Here is an 18,341-nt window from a genome sequence, read left to right on the forward strand (position 1 = left end):
TCTATCTCAAAATATGGGCCGTGTCGGTGTGCGGGCTACCTAAACCGAATTTCAACGTCGCCGTCTTGATCGAGAAGTTCTTCGACCTTTTCTCGGAGGTCGGCGATTGGCTCCTCGATGTCGTCCGGCTCAGTCACGACGGTGCTCCCGAAGATGGCGGACGTATCCACCTTCTCGCGGATCTTCCCATCGTCGTCATCTTCTTCGAGGTCGTCGATTTCGTTCTTGGCTGAGCTCTCGTACGCATCGACGGTCTGGATGTGCTCGATGAGGCGCGTGAGCGAGGGTGTGGGATTGATGTGGTCCTTGGCGGAGATATCCAGATCAACCGATCCTTCGCCCTGGCGCTCCGTCAAGTCCGATATTGCCGACTCCAGATCATCGTCGTCGATGTCGTCGCCTGCGTACGCCCGGACGTTGTCGATGGAAGCGGTGTAGGTCTCGTAGCGCTGCTCGTACAGATCCTCGTACGTTGAGGCGAAAGCTTGTGCTGCTGTTCGATAATATGTTTTAACATCATTCCACAGATCGACGACGCCCTCTGTGTGAAGTGTGTTCTTGACGCGGTTGGCTGCCTCACGTGCTTCATCGCTAACGTGAACGATATCGTGATCAGCTGCTTCGTCCACGAGCGTCTCCCACTCTCCAGAGATGAAGTTCTGAATCGTCTCGTACTCCTTCAGGTGGTTCTCGCCGCCCTTCTCGCCACAGAACTCGGCTACCGCTTTCGCCGTTTTGGCGAGGTCCTCCAATTCGTCCTCGAACTCGACGAACTTTTTGATACGCTTGGCGGATGTAGGCTGTTCGAGCAGGTTTTTGAGTCGGGTCTGGAACTGCTCGACATCGTCAGCCAGCGGGAAGTCCACCCGCCGCAGCTGCGAAAGCAGGGTACTCGTGATAGATACCCAGTCGTTCGCTTCATCCCGAATCCCCTCATCAACGGCTTGGTCCGTGGATTTGACCTTGCGGTCGAACAGCCGGTCGAGGAGCTGCTTGGCGTCAGTCCGGGTTTCGACATCGACGGTTTCCCGTTCGTCGAACGAGGTGGACTTGAACTTCGTGACCTGGGTGAACAGCTCCTGTGCACCATCCTCCGTGTACGTGCCGTACGTTCGCTCCTTGTAGGTCGGGATGATTGAACCGTTCCGGAAGAGGACGGCAGCAGCGAGCCTGACAACTTCGCGGCTCCAGCCATATGGCGGCTCTGCGAAATGGTCAATCAGGTCTTCTCCTGTCCGATCTTCTCCGGATTTTTCTCGGCGTTGAATTTCATCCTCGACTTCGGAGGCGATGCGGGCCTCCGCGATGAGCTCGCCGTCCTGAACGACACCGAGATCAGTAAATACCGAGGGCAGTGACGAGTCCTGCAAGTCGCCGAAGATCTGCTCGATGTGTCGGTCTTTGACCGAGGCAGAACCGTGCTTGAAGTTCGTGAAGACCTTCGGGATGGCGTTGTCGGTCTTTCGAGCGACGAGTGAACTCAGCGAGGTGTTGGTCGCGTCGAACTCCTCGGTATCGCCATTGTAGATGAGCACACCGCGCTGGAAGCTGCGTTTGAACTCGCGCTCGACTTCGTTGCGGAGGCGCTGGAGGTCCTCCTGTTTCTGTCCGAGTGCTTCCTGTTCTTCTTGGCTGAGTTCGTTGCCACGCTTCTCTTTGACGACGGTGTTGATCTGGTAGATCGATTTGAGCTTGTCGTAGATGGCGTGTTGCTTCTCGTCGTCGGCGATCCAGTAGAGAGTATCGTCCTCGCTGAAGCTCTGCGTCTTCAGACCGTCCGGGTCGAGGTCCTCGTATCGCTGGTAGATCGGCGAGTAGGTTTTCAGGTCGATGTGCCCCTTGGACGTGATTTCTTCGCCGTCGATGTTCAGGTTCAGCTGGAACGTTTGCCCCTCGTAGTTGACGCGTGAGGTTTCGTCGAGGATGTCATTCAGGAAGCGCTTGGACGACCGGCGGATATCGCCAGGACCAACTTCGATCCCCTTGATCTCGTTTTCGAGCTCACGCTCGGTTTCGCGGAGGAACCGATATCCCTCTTCGCTCCGACCGACGAATCCAGCGTCAACGAGCGCGTCAAGCGTGTCTTCTACCTCACCCTCTAACTCCTGAGTCGGGCCGAGTTCTCGCTGGAGAGACGTAGCAATGTTGTCCGCTGTGTTCGGAATCCAGGGAAGCTGTTGGAGGAGGTAGAGAGATTTGAGGACGCGCCGTGCGGTTTCCGTGTCGGCATCCTTCGGTTTCGCCTCGCGGATGGATTTGACGTCACTGCTGGGGATGTCGTTGCTAATCTCCTCGAAGATCATGTCCAGCGTGACCAGCGCCCCGAGTTCCTCGTTGTAGAGGTACTGCTCGTCTTTGAGGACGCTCTGTGTGACGTCAATCAGCGTCCGCTCACTCCCGGCCAACTGATCGTCGGAGCCTTTCCCGAGTGACTTGAAGATTTCCGGGAGGATGTCGAGCTGGTAGGGAAGGAATGGGTAACAGTCGATGAAGTTGTCCTTCGTAATCGGTTTTAGACTTTGGCTAGATTCGAGTTTATACTTTGCCGAGAGGAATCCTTCATGCTCGTCGTAAAGACCACCGATTGTACCCCTGTACTCACCTTTTTTACTGAGAACGCGGTCGCGGACGACCTTATCGAGGTTTTCGGAGGTGAGGTCGAACCGGTGTGGGAAGCGGTCGATGACCTTCGATTCCTCGGCTTCTTTTTCCAGCACGCCGGGAATCAGCTGCTGGAGCTGCTCCTGAGACGTGACCCCGAGGAAGATTTTCCCCTTGCCCTTCTGTCCGAATTCCTCAACGATGCTCTGTAGCTCCAGGAGGAGTTGTCCGTCGTCGCCGATGAATTGAGAGATCTCGTCGATGAAGACGAAGTACCGACAGTTGTCACCCGTCTCTTCCTCTCGTTTCTCGACGTAGTCAATGATATCCTCAGCGAGCGTCGAAGGGTTGATCAGGACGTTATCCCGGACGTCATCAATCGCCCGAGCTGCATCGTCCTCGTCGTCAAATTCATCGGTTGCCTCGACCAAGGCGGTCTCCATGTCCGACCGGACGAACATAGCGTCCTTGCGGGCTTCCGTCCAGTCCTTCCCGGTGTTCGCCTCGATGGCGTTGACGAAGTCGTCGTAGACTCCCCGAGATTCGAGTTCCTGCTCCATTTGGGCGACCCAGGGCATCGACGCGTAGCCACGCGAGGTGTTGAACTCCCGGTGAATGATCTCCGTGATTGACTCGCTACCGGAGGCATCAGCTTTCGCGCCGATCTGGAACATCAACACCTCCGAGTCGAATTTCTGCGTCACGGAGCCGACCGCACCGTCGAGCATTTCGTTGCCCTCGATGCGATCCCGGAACATGTCGGCTGCCTGGGTATCGTCGAATTCGCGGTTTTCTAGGACGTGCCCGAGGATCTTCATGAAGTGGCTCTTCCCGGAGCCGAAGAACCCCGAGACCCACATGCCAACGTCCTCCGTCTGGGCGTGTTCGGTGTCGATGACGGCCTCTAATGCGTCCGAAAAGTGCCGTTCGAGCTGCGGTGTGAGGATGTACTCTTCGAGCTCTTTCTTGACGACACTCGGGTCGTCGTTGTCTACTTTGACGACGCGGTCGATCTTCCGGTTAATCGACCGGTAGAAGATTTCGTGTATCTGGTGTGATGTAGTAGTGTCACTCATGTTCGATCACCCTTGCGCGGTAATATGTTCCTTCAGATTCATCGAGGAATCGTAAGCTCTTGTCATCGACTTTCGCCGGATAACAGAATACGATTGGGGTATCGTCCGGCGTATTCGTTTCTAATTGCCCCATTAGAGTGGAAGCGCTTGCAAATGGGTAGAGAATACCCATTCGGTAGACAATAACGGTATCCGCTTTCTCTGCCTGTTCTGCAATTGCTGATGCCAACTTCCCCATTCCACCGTCGTCCAGCAACGATGATTTCAGGCCATCGAGCAGCTGCTCTTTGTCTCGGCGTTCAAGGTCGATGACGCTATCTAAAATCCCGCGTTCTTCGAGAGTTGTGAAGACCAGGTCTCGCATATCAATCCCGGCGACGTTCTGGTCGTGATATTCCAGTTTTTCAATAAGGTTCTGGACCTCCTCGTCAACCTCAATTTCGTCGGCTGGATCGTACGTGAAGACAATAAACGGGACACCCGCTCGTTTCCCAACCTCGTCACGATCATCTCGAACAAGTCGTTCAACCTCTTCGAGCCGTTCCTGAAACTCAGAAGGCATCGATGAGGCCCTCCATACTGTCGTACTTTCTCACGAGGCGTTGTGTAGAGCCGCGTTTCTCATAGTTTACGTACTGAGGAGAGATATCTCGAATCCGCCGCTGCACCTCTGACTCGTTCATGAGGAATAGTTTCCAGTCGTCGTGTTCGATGATCTCTGATGCGGAATTTACGCCTTTCTGGAATAGTCGATACACCACGTACGCGACGGTCTCATCAGGGATGTATGTGACTGCGAATTCCTTCCGCTGGGTTCCCTCCATGAGACCGAAGTTGCGGAGAGCGGTGAGGTACTTCGTAGCGGCTTCGTTTATTGTCGATTCCGAGCGATCCCGTATGTCGGCGTAGTTATCCTGAATCGATTCGATGAACTCGACGATGTCTACTGCTTGGACAGAGAGAGTTCCACGCTCAAATTCAGGATAGAGGAAATCCGTTGTGACGAGCCGAATAAACGAATCTTGGGCGAATTCGTAGTAGAGACACCAGTCTATGACGTCACTACGAACATCCGAGCTTATCACCTTCATTAGCGGAGTTTCCGTATACTCCTCTTTGTCTGGGATGTGCCGACGCGTAACTTCCCGGAGAATATTCGTTCGATACTCGTCGGTGTTCTTATTCAGGATGTTACCCTCGACGACCTGCTGCTCTAGCTCCTCATAAGAACCACACTCTACGTAGGTTTGGAGGATTCTTTTTGTCTCGTCGATATACGTACTGTGGTGAGCGATTTTCGGGTCGAGGCTCTCTTCTGGCTCAATCCCTTCTTCATCCTCTGGCTCGACGTGTTCGTTACTCATACGAACTCATCACGCGTTCTCCGATTTAAGTTCTGACTCAAGGTTGTAGTACGGCACCTGAAGCTGATCGGTACACTGTCCGTATCCTCGAAGGAAAGTGGTGAGAATTCTCCATTTATCGGGCTCAATCTCATCTTGGGTATAGCCCTTCTCGCCGATTAGATATGATTCGCCAGGACCCGGACTCTGCTGAGGCTCAGTGGTGTCTGTACTGGAGATGTTCGACGCAGTTGCGGTAATAATACCGTCTGTCCATCCCTTCCCCAGCGACTGGACCGATAGGTCTTCGAGCGCTTCAAACGTCAGATCGTCGTCGCCTTCCAGCTCCTCAATGGCAGCGGTAAGGCGTGATTCTATCTGGGGCCCGAAGGAGAAAAGTGAGATTGAATCATCAGCAACCCGATCTGATTCTGCTTTGCGGCCAACTTTCAATGCGAGAGTAACTCGGGATTTCAGCTTTGTTTTTGGGGTTACTTCAGACAGCCGAGTACGACCAGTCTCAGATAGAACCCGGGATTCCCACCAATTCTGATTACTCGATTCACCGATCCGTTCTACTACAAGACGGGAAGCGACAAGATCCAGAAAGAAGTCATTGGCAATTCCTGCTTTCTCGAGCGTTTCTCTGGTTGAGGCGAACACGTCGGCGACGTCAGCGGAGGTCATATGTACACACACAATAGGGGAGGTTTTAGAACCAGCGTCTCTGGCCACCCCGAGCTTCCGTCGGAGTTAGAAGTAATCGCCGAGTTGATATCACCCGACGGAAATGGATTCGTATATACAATGGGCGCTGGGAATGAGTTGACTGAGCTCTACGATTCTCTGACTGTTCTTTATGGGTCACTGCCGTCTGGAACGGATCCGGAATGGAGGGAGGCGTTGAAATCCGTCCTCTATGGTGGGGAGTTGTTGGCTGATGAGGCTTCCTGTTACGGGAAACAACAGAATGAGCGGAATCGTGGGAAGCGGAAGGAGTACGCGCGCCGGCATGGGAACGGGGAGCGGGTGACAGAGTTTTCGGCGATCACAGTGGCGGAGCCGCGACTAGAGGACAAGCGGTACGTGCCGTCTGGGGCTGTGTTGCCGGTTGCGCCTGAGTCTGGTGAAGTTCTTCCCGTGAAGGTGTCGGGGGATGAGGTGGATCGTGCGATTGTGTTGCTTTCTGAGTTCCCGGCTGAACCAGCAGCTGATCGGCCAGGTGATGGTGTCGATGTGTTGCTTGATCCGGAGCGAGTTCGGCAAGTGCGGAAGCGTGTCACTGGCGGTGAGGAGACGTCTATCCTGTTCGTGAGTGATACTCACTTTGGGTACGAGAATCGTGCGATTACGGGGAGCGGAAAGACTGTGTCGTGGATTGACGAGATCTCAAGTATTGATACAGTAAAGCGGGTCGTTGAGATTGCTATCGACAGGGATGTGGATGCGGTCCTCCATACTGGCGACATCTTGGATCACGAAGTTGAGGCTGACACGTTGGAGGCTGTAGCGTTCTGGTTCGAAGTGCTATCTGAAAGCGGAATCCCCGTGTACTGTATTGTCGGGTCGCACGATCATACTTCGTATGAACCAGAGTATCCGGACTCTGTTAACGGGATTTCGTGGCTGAAAGAACAGGTGAAGAAGGGACGCCTCACAGAGTTGTCAACGAGCCCAACCACTGTCGCTGGCGGCCCTGTTGATGCGTACGGGATCCCTGCGGGGAACGTGGGGATTGATGATGTGGGGAAGTTCCAGTCACGCGAGTGGACACCGTCCAATATCGCGTTCGGGGCAGCGTCGCCTGGACCGAATATCCTTTGTCTACACGATGGAGTGACGCCGTATCGGGGGTCCGATGCTGACGTTGAGTTGGATCAGTTACTCGCCCAATCGCGCGTCTCGTTTGACTGCGTGCTGATCGGCGATGAGCACCGCCCGAAGAACCGGGATTTCGAGGACGGGTATACGTTTGAAGCCGGTGATGAGACACCGGTGTTCTACACGGGGCCAGCGATACGGATTAGTGAGCCGTACCAGAACCGCGACGCGTTCGTGACTGAGCTGTCAATCTCTGATACAGGGGTGACAACGAAGCGGCACTCGGTATGACTGCGAGCGTTCGTAGATACCCAAGTGCTGATAACCACAACCGCCCTCCCATCCGATAATGCAGCGCTTCTCCAAGGGAGATCGCGTCCGAATCGATATTCCTGATGAGACAGATCCTGATCACCAGGAGTATCACGGGGAGCACGGGCGAGTTGTTGCAGTGCTGAGTGACGATGCGGATTCGGTCACTGCTGACGAGCGGGATGCGCAGCTCTACCGGGTTGCGTTTGATTCGGGTGAGACCGCTGATTTCCGGTGGCGTGACTTGCGGCCGCCGCTCGACGACTCATAGCAGGCAGAATCGTGTTTTCCTTCGAGTTCTTCTCGAAGACAGAACAGCCAGCATATGTCCAGAAATTGGAAGGTGGAGTAGTGTCAGACTCAGAGTATGGGGTTCAGTAACGCGATCGCATTTTATTCAGCCGAACCTCACTGAATAATCTGTTAGGGTTTCGTTGCCTTGCACCGTCTATAGAAGCTCAATCGCTGCTAGTAGCGCTAACACCCTCCGGTTCCGAAATCCGTAGTAACCCTGAGACACCGAGTACATCTTCGATGATTTCATGCACGATATTAATGTGCTCTCTGTTGGTAAGATGCGAATCCACAGCAACGAGTGTCGAGATCGAATACTGACGAGAGATTTCGACAGCATCGACGAGAATCTCACAATCATGGCCAATATCGAGATCCCGCCTGAGCCGACGTAACAGCTGATCGTTGCTCTGCTGCGGGAAACACCGGTCAATCAATTCTTCCGAAAGCTGCACCTGATACAGTTCTATATCCTGAAGACAGCGACGTAGTGTCGATAGCTGCTCTCGCTTATCCATATCGTACCAGCTCATCTGGATATCGTCACGGAAATGACTCCGGTCGTTCGGACTGACGTGGATATCCCGATCACGCGGCTCGTAGTCGAAAATCTCGTTGTCAGTATCGCGAAGGTAGGCAATCACGTCATCGTAGAGATTGTACCGGCGTTCACAGAGCGCATCGAACTCGTCGTTGGCCTTCCCGCCAATCACCGTATAGAACGACTCATCATCGATGAGTCGTTGACAGCCTCGATCCTCCTCAAGATCCCCTGGAAGGTGGGAATACACGTAATTAACCATCACCGAGGTATCCAAGTTGAGTTGGGGGGCCTCGCTCATTCAGTCCCCTCCAAAACCTCTCTTGCCATTTCGTGCAGATGAGCCATCTGCTCCTCGTCAACTCGCTGGGAGTGATGGCCAGCTCGTGGAAATAGATCCGTATCAGCACATCGCTCGCTCATCCGATTTCGTTGAGACAGTAGGTCTTCGTGGAAGCTCGTAAACCGGTCTGTGTGCTCTTCGACCAAGTGGTGGCGGTTTGGGCCCTCTGCGGTTTGCGTGGAAATGTACAGTGCTGGGTATCGCCAGACATCGTAATAGAAGTACGGCGCGAGATCCTGTAACAGGCTTTCTTGCTCGCTCGATACTGACTCGAGGTTCGTGAGTTGCGCAAACACCTGCTCAATCACATCTGTTCCTCGAGTCACTAAGTCCACTATCTCAGACAGCTCGTCGATCTTCGCAAGCTCGAGATGGAGGTCAGAAATGAGCAACCGGAACTCTCGTTCGTCCGATTCAGACAGTAGTCTTCCCTGTGAGCCTCCGCCGAAATCCGCCAGCGAATGATTCGTTGTTTCCTGCTCAACTGTCTCATCCAAGGTTTCGAGGTGCTCTCGGATGTCCGTAGACGTGAGATATAGGTCGGTGTACTCGTCAGGAGCACATTCCTGGTAGAAGTCGCGAAGGAAGTCGAATTTCCCGGTATACCAAACTTCCCGTAGGTCGTAATCGTCGAAGAAAACCTCGGACGCGAAGTAGTCCCGATACTGTTGCACTTCTTCATTTTCCCCGTGATCGCGTCGAATTCCAGCCGTATTGGTGGTCATCCGGCCCGGAGCGTTGTCGGGCTCACCGGCGACCTTCGTGTAGGCGCCAGCAAGGTACCAACTGTAGGTGACAGGGAGGTCGAACTCCTTAATCGCGAAGTAGCACAGTTTCTCCTGCTCTGTTCGCGTGATGTTTCGACCAGGATCGTCGAACACATCCTCTACTGCAAGCTCAATACCGCGTAGAAGCGCATCTGCATAGGGTTCCTCCTCACTATATGGGTTGTTCGCGCCCGGTGTGGGAGGAGTCATGATTGGAGTATTCCCGCTATGATGCGGATAGGTTTTGTGATACTGCTTGGCAGCTCGATACCTGCTGGTGCGTGCTGTTCTTAGTATTGTATTCCACAGGGATAGTCAAAGATGGTAGCCTCGGACTGAAAGTGAAATGTGATAGGCTTCTTTTGTCACTACGGATTTGAGCACCCCCGATCACGATCTTCATCGGTGACCGATTCGCACCCTATCTTGCACGTCAATCGGTGAGATATCACTAATTAGTCAATTGTTTCACTAGATTGGCAAGAGTCTTTTTCGACGTCTCGTTTCTGGCGGGGAAAGGATCATCTGCTGGCTCTATGACTGTAGCCGTATGCCTCCGGATCGGCTTCGCAGTATTGTTCCATTGTTTGGCGGTGGGACGCGGTATGTCGAGACGTTGGACGCGATTCTCGAGTTTGTCGAGGCGCATCAGCCGACGACGGATGAACTCGTTGGGTGGCATCGGGGATCGTTTGCGAATGTGTCGAGTCGGGAGTCGATTCTGCGGCGGGTGCGGTATTTGCAGCAGGTCGGATTCCTCCGCCAAGCGAACGAGCATTGGGAGCTCGGCGATGCAGGTCGGGAGTACGTTGAGCAGGGCGATGTGGGGACGTTGCTGCGGATTATGTGTGATCGGAACGTCGGATTGAGGAGTCTTTTGTATGCGTTGGTTGCTGGGCCGATGACGCTCGGGGAGGTGAGTGAGCAGCAGCTCGATACGCATCCGGAGTTGGGGTGGAGTCGCGGGGAGACGGACATGGCGAAACAGCGAGTGAATTGGCTGCGGAGTATGGGGCTCGTCGAGAAGCAAGGTGACGAGTACGCGTTGACGGATGACGGGCGAGCGTTCGTGGAGCGTGCGGTGGCGGAGTGGGCTGATTCAGACTGGACACCGTCGGTGAGTGATGCCGAGATGCGTGCGGGGACGTACGAAGCGACGGTCCACGCTCGGTCGGTTGATCCGGAGTTCCGGGCGACGGTGCTGTCACGGCATGACCGAACGTGCCCGATTTCCGGAGTGGATCATCCCGGCCTGCTAGACGTGGCGCATGTCCTCTCGTGGAGCGACTATCCGGACCACCGGGCCGACCTCTCGAACGTGCTGGCCCTCAGCAAGACACACCACGCGGCCTTTGACCGGGAGCTGTTCACGATTGATCAGGACTACCGGCTGCGTGTGAACCCGGAATTCGAGAGCGAGAGTGACCTGTTACAGCGGACGATCATTGACCGTGAAGGGGAACGGATCTCGATTCCGGAGGAGAGTCTGGAGCCACAGTACGTCTCGGAGCATAATGCGTCGCTTGAGTGGGTGTGAGTGAATCGTACTGGTTGGGTGGTGATTGAGTTGCGGGTTAATCTGACCGCGGGATTTACGTCAATTACCCCGCACTTGCTTAGCAGATGGCTTCACTCGAGGTTCTGTGTACGGCGGATATCCATATTGGACGCCGTCCGAGTCGGCTTCCCGATAGATTTGATTCGGTTGAATTCTCGCCGCGACAGGTCTGGGCTGATCTTGCGGCGACGGCTGTGAATCGGGGAGTGGATGCGGTCGTCGTTGCGGGGGATCTCGTGGATAGCGAAAACAGGTACGCCGAGGCGTTCGGGGCTGTTGAGTCTGTGGCGACGACGCTGGCGGAGGCAGAGATTCCGCTCGTCGTTGTCGCCGGTAACCACGATGCCGACGTGCTGCCGGACCTGGCCGATGCAATTGATCACCTCCAGTTGCTCGGCCGGAACGGGACGTGGGAACGAACGTCTCTCACCGACGCAGATGATGATTCGCTTCTTCATCTTGAGGGGTGGTCGTTCCCGGGTCGGTACCATCACGAGAGTCCGTTAGCCACGTACGACCTGTCCGACGACGGTGTGCCGCGTCTCGGCGTTGTCCACGCAGACGTGAGTGACGAGGATCGGTACGCTCCAGTTGCCGTAGATGACTTGGCGACAAGTGGGCACACGGCGTGGGTGCTTGGGCACCTCCACGTCCCGGGGACACGCCACGACAACCCGCCGGTTCTCTATCCGGGCTCCCTACAGCCGCTGGACCCGAGCGAGACTGGCGGTCACGGGGCGTGGTTGCTCTCGGTCGGGACTGACGGCACGGTTGAGGCAGAGCCGCTCGGGTCGGCGACACTGCACTACGAGGAGGTCACCGTCTCAACAGCCCCCGAGGAGGGATTCCACGACATCGTCGATGCCACGCACGAGCAGTTGCGTGACGTAGTCACCGAGTGTGGTGCTGAAACCGAGCTTTTAGCGGTCAAATTGGTGATTGAGGGGCGGACGGACGCACATACCGACCTACGCACTCGACGTGGGGAACTCGAACAGATTGAACTCACGGAAGGCGGGACGACAGTGCGGGTCATCGATGTCAATATTAACACGAGCCCCTCGATCGACCTCGCTGAGCGCGCCGGCGACGATGATCCAATCGGGTATTTGGCCGGACTGTTGCGCGCACTCGACGGGGATGAACCCATAGAACCCTACCAAGACGTCATTGAGGCGGCGCATGCGAGTGTCCGAGAGACGCACGACTCCAACGCGTATCGGGAACTCAAGAGCCATGATGAGTCCTATACTCGTCCGACGGAAGCCGAAACGAAAGACGTTCTTCGCCAACAGGCGCGGCGGCTCGTTGATGCGTTCGTTGAGCAACAGGGGGTGACGGCCGATGAGTGAACCCGCCCCGACCGACGCCGACCAGGCTGACACTGAGCGTGACACAGTGGACGAGCGGGAGACGCCTATCGCTATTGACGCCGTCACGATCGACCGGGCGCCGGGCTTCGAGACGGCTGGCTTCACGCTCGAGGACTTCTCTCCTGGTGTCAACGTTGTCTACGGGGCGAATGCGGCTGGGAAGACGACGCTGTCGGAGGCGATTCGGTGGTCGCTGTGGCCGGACGAGGCGCCGGCGTCGGCGAACGTACGGACGGCGCTCACCTATGATGGCGAATCGCGGCGGATCGAACTCAACGGTGGCGTCGCTGACCACATCCGGGATGGCGCGTCCGCTGATCCAATCCCGGTGCCGTCTCTCCATGGTGGCCGTCGGTATTCGCTCTCGCTGCACGATATGCTCCAGGAGGAAACAGACGACGGCGAATTTGCGAACGTCATCCAGCGCGAATCGACTGGCGGGTTCAATATTGATGCTGTCCGGGAAGAGTTCGGTCTCAGTGGCGGGGCGAGTCCAGCTACGCGGGGGATTAGTGAGACGCAGGAGGCGGAGGATGCCATCGAACGGGTTGAGGAGTTGCGGCGGGAGGCTCCGGATCTTGAGGAGGAACGCGCGCGGCTACGCCAGCTGGAGGATGATCTTGCGGCTGCTGCCACCGCGCGAGATCGCGTCGATCTCCTTGAGACGGCGATCGCGTACAAAGAGGCGCAAGACGACTACGATCAGCAGGTCGAAAAGGTAGAGTCGTTCCCGGACGAGCTGGAGTCGTTCGACGGTGATGAACTGGAGCAGCTTGAGACGGTTAAAGAGAACATTGAGGAACAGAAGCGTCAAGAACAGGAGGCGGCTGCGAAATACCGCGCGGCTGCTGAAACGCTAGCAGAGGCGGACCTCCCCGAAGACGGCGTTAACGATGAGGATTTACAGACGCTGCGAGAGCACCGTGACGATCTTGCTGCCGCTGAAGACGACCGTGATCGGTTAGAGCGAGAAGTAGCTGAGGCAACGGCTGAGCGCGATGAGATTCGGGAGAAGATTCCCCTCGACCTTGATGATGAGACACTCCGAGAGGTTGAGACGGATGACCTTGCTGAACTCCGATCGTTCGTCAGCAAAGTGGCTGAAGTCGAGGGCAAGCAGCGGGTCAAAGCTGCCGTTGACGAGTGGCTCGGCGATGATTCCGAGGGGCAGAAGGATCGGGGAACGCTTGAGAGTGGGCGGAACGCGCTTGAAAACTGGCTTGCAGCCCCATCAGAACAAGCCACTGCCGACGAGCGGAGTCGCGGACCCGTTGTAGCGGCCGTCGCAGCTGGAGTCTTGACAGCGCTCTCGGGAATCGTGATTGCACTGCTGGTCAATCCGGCTGGCGTCCTGCTGACGCTCTTGGGTCTCGGCCTGGCTGGATACGCGGCGCTCAGTGCGAGGAGCGACGATACCAGTACGGACTCTGCTCGGGCGACCCATGCGGAGACGTTCCGGCAGGCCGGGCTTGAGGAACCGGCCACGTGGGAAGCCGACGCGGTCAGAGATCGGTTAGGCGATATCCGCGAGCGGCTGAGCAGTATCGAAGTTGACGAGCAGGAAGCAAAGAAGCGGGATGAACTCCGCGCGCAGTTCGATATCGAGGACGTCAAGGATGAGTTGGAGACGGCCCGGGAACGGATTCAGGACCGGTTCGACACCGACGTCGATGACGATATTGAGCTGGCGGTGACCGTCGAGCGTATCGAGCGCTGGCAGGCGGCCGACGAAGCCGTCACGAGCAAAGAGGCGGCATTGGAGGAAGCAAAGAACCAGGTCGAGAAGTATCGTGAGCAATTCTGTGCGACGGTCGAGCCGTACACGACCGAGACGTACTCCTACGAGGTTGAAACGAGTGCCGACGCAACGGCTGCTATCAAGGGTCTTGAACAGCGGCAGCGCGACTACGAGGACGCGACGCAGCGCCTCACAGAGGTTGAGGGGAGTGTCGCGGAGGCACATGACGAACTCGAACAGTACAGAGCGGAGTGGGAGTCACTGTTCACGGAACGTGGCTTGGAGCCGGACAACCGGGACCGGCTTGAGGAGCTGTGTGAGCAATACTTGGAGTACGAAGCAGCCGTCAAATCGAAAGACAAGGCGGAGACCACTCTCGAGAATCGGTGTGACGATCTTCGTGACCACGATGCCTACGACGAGGCGATCGAAGAGCGAAACAGAGACGACTTGGAAGCGGAATTAGAGGAAAAGCGAGAGACGGCAAGCGAACACGACGACCTCTTACAGGAGAAAACAGAGTTGGAGAAGGACATCGAGGATGCGAAAGCATCGACGGAGATCGCTGACGCTGTCCAGGAACGGGACGAAGCCTTGGCGGCGCTTGAGGAAAGACTCGATTCGGACGTCGCTGATGCGGTCACGGATACCCTGTTAGAGTTCGTGGAGACGGAGACGATTAGTAGTAATCAAGAGCCGGTGTTTCAGCGGGCAGACGTTCTCTTGCGTCGAATTACTGACGGGCAGTTCGAGCTCAGACTCGATGACGGAACCTTCAGAGCGTACGACACGGGCGAACAGCGGCGTGTCGATTTGAACAATCTCTCGAGTGGAACGCGAGTGCAGGTGCTGCTCGCGGTTCGGGTCGCCTTCGTTGAACACCGGGAGCAGGAGACCGCGCCACCGTTGTTGCTTGACGAGACGCTGGCGCCGTTCGACGACCAACGAGCTGAAACAGTCCTCGACACTGTGATTGATTTGGCGCGAGACGGGCGGCAAGTGTTCTACTTCACGGCGCGACACGACGAACGCGCACGCTGGGAGACCCGCCTCGAAGAAGCGGACGTTGAGTACAGTCTCCAGCACCTGACCGCGAGCGACGAGCATGACCCTATCGCGGAGCCGCCGACGCTTGATACGCCCGGTGCGATTGACGTGCCAGAGCCGGACGGCGGCGACCACTGGACGTATCGTGAGCGACTAGACGTGCCGACGTTCGACCCACGACAGGGCGCGGCCTCGGCGCCGCTCTGGTACGTGACCGACGACCCGGAGGTACTGTATCGACTCCGGGCTGCTGGCATCGAACGCTGGGGGCATCTCAAATCGTTATTGGAGGTCGGTGCCGTTGACGGCCTCCTGTCGGAGACGTCCCGAGAGCAGGTTCGGCGGCACGGCGCGGCATTGGAAGCGTTCGTCGAGGCGTATACGGTCGGACGCGGGAAGGCTGTTGACCGTGACGTGCTAGAAGCCAGCGGCGCCGTCAGCGACAACTTCATTGACGAAGTGAGTGCGCTGGCGGATCGGGTCGATGGCGATCCAGACGCGCTTCTTGAGGGGCTGCCAGACATCAGTCACTTCCGGCAGGACAAAATCGATGAACTCCGGGACTACCTCCGCGACGAGGGCTACCTTGATCCGCGCCCGAAGCGGCCTGACGACCAGATCCGGTCAGCAGTGGTTGATGCCTACTGTCAGCACGGACTGGAACCAAATACCGCGGCAACGGCCGCAGACAGACTCCTTAATCGGATTTCAACGGATTCTGAGGGGAGCGAGACAACGGACTGAGCGCGCCTCGATTCAAAACCTGTCTAGTGATCTTGAGCATCTAGATAGCTGGGGGAATCGAGGTCAGGCGATGTCGGCGGCGGTCCGACGATAGGTGTCGTCAATGTTGGGTCCCCCAAGTGCTGTGTAGAGGTCGATGAGGTCTGCAACGTCGCTGCGGCAGTAGTCTTTGAGGAGTTGTGTGAGTTCGCGGTGGACGCTGGTGTGTTCGATGCCGGCTGCGACGTTTTGCACGTATTTGTCGCCGAGGGTCTGCCCGATGTGTTTGCCTTGGACAGCGTTCCCGTCGATTCCGGAGAGATAGGTGTCAGGGAGGTCGTAGTCGTCGTACCAGACGCTGTCGTTATCGATGCCGACGAGGTCGTAGACTTTCCAGTCGGGAAGGATGTGCTGGTCATCCCAGAGCTCGGCTTCGTACTCGTCGGCGGCCGCGAGTGCGACATCAACGTGGTTCTCGAACAAAGCTTCTGTTCGTGCCGAGAAGTTGCGGTCAGCATTAGCATCGATGTCGTGGGCCCAGTTCAGCAAGTGCGTGCCGTCGAACCAGGTGCCGTTGTACGTGAGGAGACGATCGACGCTGCGGTGGTCACACCATTCGAAGAGGCGCTCGTAGAGGTCGATCGTGTGCTGGTCGTCCCAGTCGCCCCGTCGGAACAACACCTCGGTTTCTGGTGTGCCGTTCAGGTCGTCAGCGTACGCGAGGCTGACGGCGAAGAATTCGAAGTACTGAGTGTCATTCGAGTTCTCCGGCGGCTCTTCGAACGGGCTCGCGGTTTCAATGTCGAGGACAAGGGTACCCATCTAAACAGACCTCCAGATGTTGTGCCCGCCGGACAGTACGATGTTTGTTGTGGACGCCGATCTGGAGTTGAGTACCTCAGTGGTGGATACTCACATGACGACTCCCTTCGTTCGCGGATCCAGCGAGGTGGACAGGAACAGTTGAACGTGACGAAGGGCTGTTCTATACCTGCTCGCAGACGGATTAGTGAGTGGTGCGGGTACCGCACCGTGTTCTTGGCTGACGGTGCGATTTCTGGGCGGGAAGGATAGAGAATCAGGATTCGGTTTGAGTGCCCGAGTCGTTCCGGGCCTCTGTGTCATGATCGAGATTAACCGAGCCGGTCCTGAAGAATTATTCTGCCTTGGTGCCAAATCGGGGTATGCAGATACCGACGGGAGAGGATATCAGGTCGGCGCGTGAGAACAAAGGGTTGACTCAGTCCGAACTTGCTGAGCGTGCAGGGGTGTCTCAACCGCTGATTGCTCGAATCGAGGGAGAAGATGTTGATCCGACTATAGATACGCTCTATAGTGTGGTTTCGGTGCTCAATAGCTCGACCTCGGAGTTGGAAGAAGAGGAGGTCAAGATATCGATGCCCTCTGTTTTGAAGGACGCACGGAAACGAACTGGATATACCCAGGGTGAGTTAGCTGAGGTTGCGGATGTTTCGCAGCCGCTTATTTCTCGGATTGAACGACAGGATGTGAATCCAAAAGCATCCACGTTGCGGGAACTGTTTAGTCATCTGGATCCATTGCCAGAGTCTGACGGTGAGGCGGCATCCAAGCAGTCTACAACGGAATCTGATTTGATTGAGAAGATTGAGTGGGAGTTTGAGAATGTAGAGGGGAGTTCGTCTCAGTCTGCGGTAGAAGAGAAGGGAACAAGCACCAGTGAAAATAAACGATGTTCCGAGTGCGGTTCCGACCTCGATCCGTATCCGGATCCGAGCTACTGTCCTGACTGTGGAAATGCACTTTGAAGATCCGTGAAGGATTCGAGGGAATCGAAGACTGTCCCACTCATGATATAGACATCTGCATATTTCACAGAGATTTGATGATCGCAGTGGCGGGGGTGGCGATTACCGGTAAACGACGAGAGCAGTCATTATCAGAGAACCTAGAGTACTAAGCGAGAGCTGACCGAAGCACTAACTGAGCGGGCCGTGTTATCGCGGTTATGGATATTTTTGGCAACGGTGACGACGATGACGAGGGCCCAACCGAGACGCAACAGCGCGTTGAAACGGTCGTTGACTCCTTGCGAGCCGAGCAAATACAACTCTCGGAAGTCGTACAACGTCTTGACGGATCGGTTGAGGAGCGCCCCGTTGCGGCTCGGGTTCTGGTCCAAGCAGCCCTGCACAACTCGAATACGGTCGAAGGCATTGTTGAGGGAGTGATCGACCGGCTTGCAGAGCGAGAGCTAGCGCGTCCAGTTGCCGAAAATTTGCTCGTCTCCACCGAGAGCTTACGTACCAATGGTATCGACTACCCGACCGTCGCAGAAGGGTCGCTTGATGCGCTCGAGGAAGCGTTCCGCCGAATCGAGACAGTACGGACAGGGCGTTCCGAGGAAGTTCTCGGCGGGGGAGCGAGTGAGACCGTCCTCGCCACCGAACTCCGAGGCCACGCCGACTCTGTTGGGGGGCGCAAGCAGTTAGTCACCGAGGCGACCGCGGATGCGTTTGAAGCTGTACCAATGGCACTCGCGCGGCAAGCAAACATGGATCCAATCGACACATTAGTTGAGATGCGGAGCGAGTGTGAGGCTGGCAACACGGTCGGAATTAACACGGAAGAGAGCGAACTCCGGAACGGCGGGGAGTTGGCGATCAGCGAGATGGAGCTCCGGACGCGACTGACCGACGGGGTGGCGCTTGCTGGAATCGTCGCCCTCACGCAGGGCACAGTGACACAGCTTGGGACACTTACCAGCCACGATCCGAATCTAGATTGAGTGCAATGCCATCCCCGCCTCCGTGTTATCGGGGGCA

The 18,341-nt window shown here is 56.4% G+C and carries 13 protein-coding genes and 2 pseudogenes; 8 read left to right on the top strand and 7 right to left on the bottom strand.

What is annotated here, in order from left to right:
* Positions 1 to 35 precede the first annotated feature (35 nt).
* Genes brxC through FQU85_RS09840 form a run of 4 tightly spaced genes read right to left on the bottom strand, consistent with a single transcriptional unit; the run spans position 36 to position 5,707 of the window.
* Positions 36 to 3,677 carry a BREX system P-loop protein BrxC gene (brxC, locus tag FQU85_RS09825; RefSeq protein ID WP_145847379.1) on the bottom strand — a complete coding sequence of 1,214 codons (3,642 nt, stop codon included), beginning with the start codon at positions 3,675 to 3,677 and terminating at the stop codon, positions 36 to 38.
* The gene (locus FQU85_RS09830; RefSeq protein WP_145847381.1) at positions 3,670 to 4,239 is read right to left on the bottom strand and encodes a BREX protein BrxB domain-containing protein; all 570 of its coding nucleotides are present in this window, start codon (positions 4,237 to 4,239) and stop codon (positions 3,670 to 3,672) included. Before FQU85_RS09830 ends, brxC begins: the two co-directional genes overlap by 8 nt.
* On the bottom strand, positions 4,229 to 5,041 hold the full coding sequence (locus tag FQU85_RS09835) for a BrxA family protein (RefSeq protein ID WP_145847383.1): 813 nt from the start codon (positions 5,039 to 5,041) through the stop codon (positions 4,229 to 4,231). Before FQU85_RS09835 ends, FQU85_RS09830 begins: the two co-directional genes overlap by 11 nt.
* A gap of 9 nt (positions 5,042 to 5,050) precedes the next feature.
* Positions 5,051 to 5,707 (bottom strand): BrxE family protein, encoded by a 657-nt coding sequence (locus FQU85_RS09840; protein ID WP_145847385.1) that lies wholly within the window; start codon positions 5,705 to 5,707, stop codon positions 5,051 to 5,053.
* Between FQU85_RS09840 and FQU85_RS13505 the strand changes: the two genes are divergently transcribed.
* Together FQU85_RS13505 and FQU85_RS09850 are read left to right on the top strand one after the other, a co-directional pair.
* Positions 5,708 to 7,132 (top strand): metallophosphoesterase, encoded by a 1,425-nt coding sequence (locus FQU85_RS13505; RefSeq protein WP_206022039.1) that lies wholly within the window; start codon positions 5,708 to 5,710, stop codon positions 7,130 to 7,132. It begins immediately after the preceding gene.
* A gap of 58 nt (positions 7,133 to 7,190) precedes the next feature.
* On the top strand, positions 7,191 to 7,424 hold the full coding sequence (locus tag FQU85_RS09850; protein WP_145847387.1) for a hypothetical protein: 234 nt from the start codon (positions 7,191 to 7,193) through the stop codon (positions 7,422 to 7,424).
* Positions 7,425 to 7,611: 187 nt separating this feature from the next.
* Here the strand turns inward: FQU85_RS09850 and FQU85_RS09855 are convergent, their stop codons facing one another.
* Both FQU85_RS09855 and FQU85_RS09860 read right to left on the bottom strand, forming a co-directional pair.
* Positions 7,612 to 8,289, bottom strand: a complete 678-nt coding sequence (locus tag FQU85_RS09855; protein ID WP_145847390.1) for a hypothetical protein — start codon at positions 8,287 to 8,289, stop codon at positions 7,612 to 7,614.
* A complete protein-coding gene (locus tag FQU85_RS09860) occupies positions 8,286 to 9,308 on the bottom strand; it encodes a hypothetical protein (protein WP_145847392.1) in 1,023 nt (340 codons plus the stop codon). Before FQU85_RS09860 ends, FQU85_RS09855 begins: the two co-directional genes overlap by 4 nt.
* Before the next feature lie 340 nt (positions 9,309 to 9,648).
* Between FQU85_RS09860 and FQU85_RS09865 the strand changes: the two genes are divergently transcribed.
* The 3 genes from FQU85_RS09865 to FQU85_RS09875 all read left to right on the top strand — a co-directional run bounded on the left by FQU85_RS09865 (position 9,649) and on the right by FQU85_RS09875 (position 15,558).
* On the top strand, positions 9,649 to 10,635 hold the full coding sequence (locus tag FQU85_RS09865; RefSeq protein ID WP_206022040.1) for an HNH endonuclease: 987 nt from the start codon (positions 9,649 to 9,651) through the stop codon (positions 10,633 to 10,635).
* A gap of 86 nt (positions 10,636 to 10,721) precedes the next feature.
* Positions 10,722 to 12,008, top strand: coding sequence for a DNA repair exonuclease (locus FQU85_RS09870; protein ID WP_145847395.1), 1,287 nt, complete (start codon positions 10,722 to 10,724; stop codon positions 12,006 to 12,008).
* The gene (locus tag FQU85_RS09875) at positions 12,001 to 15,558 is read left to right on the top strand and encodes a hypothetical protein (protein WP_145847397.1); all 3,558 of its coding nucleotides are present in this window, start codon (positions 12,001 to 12,003) and stop codon (positions 15,556 to 15,558) included. The genes FQU85_RS09870 and FQU85_RS09875 overlap by 8 nt, the downstream gene beginning before the upstream one ends.
* A 63-nt stretch (positions 15,559 to 15,621) precedes the next feature.
* Here the strand turns inward: FQU85_RS09875 and FQU85_RS09880 are convergent, their stop codons facing one another.
* Positions 15,622 to 16,359 carry a hypothetical protein gene (locus tag FQU85_RS09880; protein WP_145847398.1) on the bottom strand — a complete coding sequence of 246 codons (738 nt, stop codon included), beginning with the start codon at positions 16,357 to 16,359 and terminating at the stop codon, positions 15,622 to 15,624.
* A gap of 362 nt (positions 16,360 to 16,721) precedes the next feature.
* Between FQU85_RS09880 and FQU85_RS13810 the strand changes: the two are divergent.
* The 3 genes and pseudogenes from FQU85_RS13810 to FQU85_RS09895 all read left to right on the top strand — a co-directional run.
* Positions 16,722 to 16,901: pseudogene (locus FQU85_RS13810) on the top strand (helix-turn-helix transcriptional regulator); the annotation flags it as partial.
* Positions 16,902 to 16,934: 33 nt separating this feature from the next.
* A pseudogene (locus tag FQU85_RS13815) lies at positions 16,935 to 17,076 on the top strand (helix-turn-helix domain-containing protein); the annotation flags it as partial.
* Positions 17,077 to 17,524: 448 nt separating this feature from the next.
* Positions 17,525 to 18,304 (top strand): TCP-1/cpn60 chaperonin family protein, encoded by a 780-nt coding sequence (locus tag FQU85_RS09895; protein WP_145847400.1) that lies wholly within the window; start codon positions 17,525 to 17,527, stop codon positions 18,302 to 18,304.
* The last annotated feature ends 37 nt before the right edge of the window (positions 18,305 to 18,341 follow it).

The organism is Salarchaeum sp. JOR-1 (assembly GCF_007833275.1).
Lineage (GTDB): Archaea > Halobacteriota > Halobacteria > Halobacteriales > Halobacteriaceae > Salarchaeum.

Excerpts from the sequence above, each read along its gene's own strand:
- FQU85_RS09860 (WP_145847392.1), bottom strand. The coding sequence starts at position 9,308 with ATGACTCCTCCCACACCGGGCGCGAACAACCCATATAGTGAGGAGGAA.
- FQU85_RS09855 (WP_145847390.1), bottom strand. The coding sequence starts at position 8,289 with ATGAGCGAGGCCCCCCAACTCAACTTGGATACCTCGGTGATGGTTAAT.
- FQU85_RS09875 (WP_145847397.1), top strand. The coding sequence starts at position 12,001 with ATGAGTGAACCCGCCCCGACCGACGCCGACCAGGCTGACACTGAGCGT.
- FQU85_RS09835 (WP_145847383.1), bottom strand. The coding sequence starts at position 5,041 with ATGAGTAACGAACACGTCGAGCCAGAGGATGAAGAAGGGATTGAGCCA.
- brxC (WP_145847379.1), bottom strand. The coding sequence starts at position 3,677 with ATGAGTGACACTACTACATCACACCAGATACACGAAATCTTCTACCGG.
- FQU85_RS09850 (WP_145847387.1), top strand. The coding sequence starts at position 7,191 with ATGCAGCGCTTCTCCAAGGGAGATCGCGTCCGAATCGATATTCCTGAT.
- FQU85_RS09880 (WP_145847398.1), bottom strand. The coding sequence starts at position 16,359 with ATGGGTACCCTTGTCCTCGACATTGAAACCGCGAGCCCGTTCGAAGAG.
- FQU85_RS09865 (WP_206022040.1), top strand. The coding sequence starts at position 9,649 with ATGCCTCCGGATCGGCTTCGCAGTATTGTTCCATTGTTTGGCGGTGGG.
- FQU85_RS13505 (WP_206022039.1), top strand. The coding sequence starts at position 5,708 with ATGTACACACACAATAGGGGAGGTTTTAGAACCAGCGTCTCTGGCCAC.
- FQU85_RS09840 (WP_145847385.1), bottom strand. The coding sequence starts at position 5,707 with ATGACCTCCGCTGACGTCGCCGACGTGTTCGCCTCAACCAGAGAAACG.
- FQU85_RS09870 (WP_145847395.1), top strand. The coding sequence starts at position 10,722 with ATGGCTTCACTCGAGGTTCTGTGTACGGCGGATATCCATATTGGACGC.
- FQU85_RS09830 (WP_145847381.1), bottom strand. The coding sequence starts at position 4,239 with ATGCCTTCTGAGTTTCAGGAACGGCTCGAAGAGGTTGAACGACTTGTT.
- FQU85_RS09895 (WP_145847400.1), top strand. The coding sequence starts at position 17,525 with ATGGATATTTTTGGCAACGGTGACGACGATGACGAGGGCCCAACCGAG.